Annotated in this window: 5 protein-coding genes; all 5 read right to left on the bottom strand. The window is 69.1% G+C overall.

Going from position 1 to position 4541, the window contains the following annotated elements; translation table 11 throughout:
• Positions 1 to 686, bottom strand: a 686-nt coding sequence (locus tag EQG76_RS01935; RefSeq protein ID WP_159710115.1) for a GntR family transcriptional regulator, incomplete at its 3' end; no start/stop codon positions are given.
• Between the two features lie 156 nt (positions 687 to 842).
• The gene (locus EQG76_RS01930; RefSeq protein ID WP_159710113.1) at positions 843 to 1184 is read right to left on the bottom strand and encodes an MliC family protein; all 342 of its coding nucleotides are present in this window, start codon (positions 1182 to 1184) and stop codon (positions 843 to 845) included.
• Positions 1181 to 2107 (bottom strand): SMP-30/gluconolactonase/LRE family protein, encoded by a 927-nt coding sequence (locus EQG76_RS01925; RefSeq protein ID WP_159710117.1) that lies wholly within the window; start codon positions 2105 to 2107, stop codon positions 1181 to 1183. The genes EQG76_RS01930 and EQG76_RS01925 overlap by 4 nt, the downstream gene beginning before the upstream one ends.
• Positions 2108 to 2247: 140 nt before the next feature.
• Positions 2248 to 2769, bottom strand: a complete 522-nt coding sequence (locus EQG76_RS01920) for a DUF1269 domain-containing protein (RefSeq protein ID WP_159710111.1) — start codon at positions 2767 to 2769, stop codon at positions 2248 to 2250.
• Positions 2770 to 2925: 156 nt separating this feature from the next.
• On the bottom strand, positions 2926 to 4541 hold a 1616-nt coding region (locus EQG76_RS01915), incomplete at its 5' end, for a 3-hydroxybutyrate oligomer hydrolase family protein (protein ID WP_159710109.1).

Genomic DNA, 4541 nt, shown 5'->3' with positions numbered 1-4541 from the left:
GCCTCGTCCGGCTCGTGCGCCGCCACCGCCTTGAAGATCCGCTCATGCGCGGCGAACGCCACCTGGAACGCCTTCGGGCTGGTCAGCGTCACTCGGCGCTGCTCGGTGAGCCAGCCGACCAGGGCGTCGTGCAGGGCGGTGAAGATCGGATTGTTGGGGATCTCGGCGAGCCGCAGGTGGAACAGCACGTCAGTGCGGGCGAACTCGACCGGATCGCCCAGCACCGCCCGGTTGGCCTCCAGGGCCGCCGCCAGCGTGGCGATCTGTTCGGGCGTGGCGCGCAGCGCCGCCTGCCGGGCGACGCCCGTCTCGAACAGCCAGCGCGCTTCCTGAAAGTGCCGGACATTCTCGGGCCGGGCCAGCATCCGTCGCACCGGCAAGGTCATCTGCGAGACCACGTCCGCGGCACTGGGCGAGGCCACCCGGGCGCGCTCGCCGTTGCGCCGCTCGATCAGCCCGCGCTGCTGCAAGGACAGGAGCGCCTCACGCACGGCTGGGCGGCCCACGCCATAGCGGGCCATGAGCTCGCGCTCCGAGGGCAGGCTGTCGCCCGGCCCGAGCGCTCCCGCATTGATGGTCGCCTCGATCCTGGCCGCCACTTCCTCGTGCAGCCGCCGGGTCCTGATCGGCGCATGATCCGCCCGTGATTCGACGGGCGCGATCTCGGTGGCCCGAGCGCTTGCCACTGTTCGCCTCCCTTTGGGCCCCGCCCGAGACGGGGCCGTCCTCCCGCCAGCCGGCCACTGCACGGCCTGACGGTGATCGGTTGGTATGAATGTGAACCTGTCATACCATCGTCGTCAACCGGTGCTGCGCGCCCCACCAGGACCGGCGGGGCACTGTCAGCCGCGTCTTGTGCAGTGGCTTGTGCCGTCCACGTTCTCGAGGATCGCCTGGTCGCCCTCGATCCGCAGGATGGTGTCGCCGGCCTTGTACTTGGCGCCCTGCTCGGAAAAGACGCCGTGCAGCTCGCGGGAGGCACCGGCATGGTCGATCGTCGCCGCCTCCAGCCCGGTGAAGGTCACCTGCAGCCCGCTGCCGTCATCGCAGCCATAGGCGAGCGTGGTCCCGCTCGGCGGGACATGGCGGTCCACGCCTTCGATCCGGCCCTGGCAGCCGGCCAGGAGGGCGGTCGCCAGGAGGAGGCCGGCGACCGGCGCCGTCGCGGCCTCCCGCCCGATCAAGGTACCTGCGCCCCGGTGACGGTGACATGCACCGCATAGAGCGAGGTCGTGCCGCAGATATAGAGCCGGTTGCGCTTGAACCCGCCGAAGCAGACATTCGCCACGACCTCGGGCACCAGGATCTTGCCGAGCAGCTGCCTGTCCGGCGCGAAGCAGTGCACGCCGTCGCCCGCCGAGCTCCACACCCGGCCATCCGTGTCCAGGCGGAACCCGTCGAACAGGCCGGCGTCGCATTCGGCGAACACCCGGCTGTTCTTCAGCTTGTTGTCCTCGTTCACGTCGAAGGCGCGGATGTGCTTGGGCCCGTCCGGGTCGTGGGAGGCGCCGGTATCCGCGATGTAGAGGATCTTCTCGTCCGGCGAGAAGGCGATCCCGTTGGGCTTGAGGAAATCATCGGCCACCACGGCGAGGCTGCCGTCCTTGGGGTCGAAGCGGAAGACGTAGCAGCCGCCATATTCCGGCTCGGCCTTCCAGCCCTCCAGGTCGGACAGGATCCCGTAGGAGGGGTCGGTGAACCAGATGGTGCCGTCCGACTTCACCACCGCGTCGTTGGGCGAGTTCAGCTTCTTGCCGTTGTAGCTGTCGGCGATCACGGTGATCCGCCCGTCCAGCTCGGTGCGCGACACCCTGCGGCCGCCATGCTCGCAGGAGATCAGCCGGCCCTCGCGGTCGCGGGTATGGCCGTTGGTGTTGTTGCAGGGCTGGCGATAGACCGAGACCGTGCCGTCCAGGCCGCTGAAGTCCGGGACGAACCGCATGATCCGGTCGTTCGGGATGTCGGAGAACAGCAGGAAGTTGCCGTCGCGGAAGAACACCGGGCCTTCCGCCCAGGCCGAACCCGTCCAGAGCTTCCTCAGCCGCGCGTTGCTGTTGGTCAGATGCGCGAAGCTCCTGTCCAGCACGAGATATTCGCTCACGATGATCGGCCTCCCTGTTGCCCGCGGCCGGATCGTAGAACGTTTTCTCTGGTGTTGGAATCGCCTGGCTGGGGGCGCGGGTTGCCGGCCGGCCGCAGGATCGCCAACGCCGCAGCCTGTTGGATGTTGCGGCCGGCCGCGAACCGTCAGGCGGAGGTTTCGCTGATCGCCTTCTGCAGTGCCGCCTCCTGCTCGTTGGTGAGCGAGGTCTGCAGCACATGGCCATGGAAGCCCTCGGCGCGCAGGCGCTCCAGCACCTTGTCGGCGGTCACCTTGCGGATCTGCAGGAACAGGGCCGAGCTGTTGGGCTTGATCGCACCGCCGACCCTCCTGATGAAGTCATCGTCGATGCCGTAGTCGGACAGGCGGCCGGCCAGGGCACCGGTGCCCGCCCCGACCCCGGCGCCGATCACCATGCCCGCCAGCGGATTGAGGAACAGCAGGCCCACCACCGCGCCCCACAGCGCGCCGGACGAGCCGCCGCTCAAGGCTCCAACCTTGGTGAGCGGCACCATCTGCTTGAGCTGGATCTCACCCTCCGGCGGCCGGACGACCACGCAGGCATCCGTCAGTTCGATCAGCTGCTCCTTGGTCATGGCGGTGAGTGCGTGCAGCACCTTGTCGGCAGTGTCCGGCTCGTCGAACGCGACGCAGATCAGATCAGACATGAGCGAACGCTCCTCCTCGTAGCGATGCGGTGGCACTTCATCCACCGCCTGCCATAACTTGCTCCCGATACGATGGGGGGCCAGCGGCCGCGACAAAAAACGGCCAGGTCTCGGGGAATTGCGTGGCGGCCAAGCTGGCCCGCCGGCGCCGCCTGTTCAGTCCGGGATCGCCAGCGTGCGACCGTCGAAGGTGATCCGCGCATCCTCGGCCGGCGTGAGGCTGATCGGCGGCAGGTTCTCGAGCTCGATCGGCGGCACGCTGCCTTCGGCGTCGCGCCCGCGGGGCAGGGTGCGCACCACCTGGCTGGGCGGCAGGGCATCGCCCTCGGTCAGGTGCGCATACATCAGGTCCATGGCCTGCACGAAGTAATAGTGGAGCGGGATGAACCGCTCGTCATAGCCGGGCAGGGAATTGAACGCGTCCAGATGCTGGGCGTGCGTGACCTCCACATAGCTGATCCGCGACCGCGAGCCGTCCTGCAGACGGCTCAGCGCGTAATAGGGCCTGGAGCTGTGGTTGGGTGCGATCAGCGCATCGGCGCGGCCATGGACCAGGATGGCGGGCGTGCCGCGCAGGCGGCCGCTGGCGAGGATCCGGTCGATTCCATCCGCCAGACGATGGCGGCGATAGCGCTCGGACCCCGCCCAGAGTGCCATGGTCGGTCGCCCGGCGATCAGCGAGCGCAGGCACAAGTGGCCGTCCAGGTTCTGGTCCTGGCGGCCGGTCGAGCGCGACGCGGAGACCTGGTCGCGCATGGCGCCGCCCGGCGCGTCGTTGTTGACCACGGCCACGCCCCCGGTGGGCGGGATGCCGTTGGCGGTGGCGAACAGCGTTGCCGCAGCACTCTCCGGCAGCGGGATCACCCGATCCAGAGTGGGGCTGGCCGGGTCGGTGCCCACTGCGGCGAACGAGAAGCCGCACAGATTCTCCAGCACCGAGGCTTGCGCGTACGCGTTGGCATAGGTGACCGCCACTGCCTGGCCGACATAGCTGGCCCAGTAGCCGGGTGCCACCGCGTTCTGCTCCGGCAGGATGCCGTAGCCGTTGATGATGCGCTGCGCCTCCTCGGCCTGCTCGGCCAGCTCGGTGGCACGCAGCAGGCCGCGGGCGCGCAGGGACTTGCAGCGATTCTCGCCAAACGCCCGTGGCGTGAGGTTGAGCGGGGCCGTCTGGTTGGCCGGGGCCAGGTTGGCGCAGCCCTGGTAGAGGTTGAGCAGGGTCAGGTAGTCGAAGAGCGGCCGGCTGTGCTGGTGCAGCTCGCTGCCCTGGCCCTGGCGGATCGCGAAGCGGCGGTCCCGGCTCGGGTTGACGTTCGGCTCGGTCACCACGACCCCGTCGATCAGGCCCGGCCGGGCGAGCTCCGCTGCCCGCAAGGAGGCGGCACCGCCATTGGACACGCTGGAGGCGACCACCAACGTGTTGTCCTGGTCGAGCAACGGAGCGTCGCCGGCAGCACGCGCCGCCGCCAGCTCGCGGTTCAGGGCGAAGAAGGCAAAGTCCAGCGAGCGGAGGACATGCTGCCCCCAGCGCGCCTCCGGATTCGTCTGCGAATGCGCATGCTTCCAGGCGAAGCGGTCGGGATAGCGGGCGTCGAACCGCTGGCGCTGACGCTCGCTGATCGGGGCGGTGAAGGTCGAACGGCCACCGGCTTCGTCGGCGTCCACCCGTTCACCGCGCAGGAGCCCCACCTCGTCGCGTGCCAGGTCGTGCGCACCGGTGCCGGTACCCTTATCGGTGTAGGCCACCGCGCAGCTGCGCTTCAGCCCCCACT

The sequence above is a fragment of the Geminicoccus flavidas genome, from assembly GCF_009806515.1.
Lineage (GTDB): Bacteria > Pseudomonadota > Alphaproteobacteria > Geminicoccales > Geminicoccaceae > Geminicoccus > Geminicoccus flavidus.
This window is presented reverse-complemented; position numbering and strand designations above follow the sequence as displayed.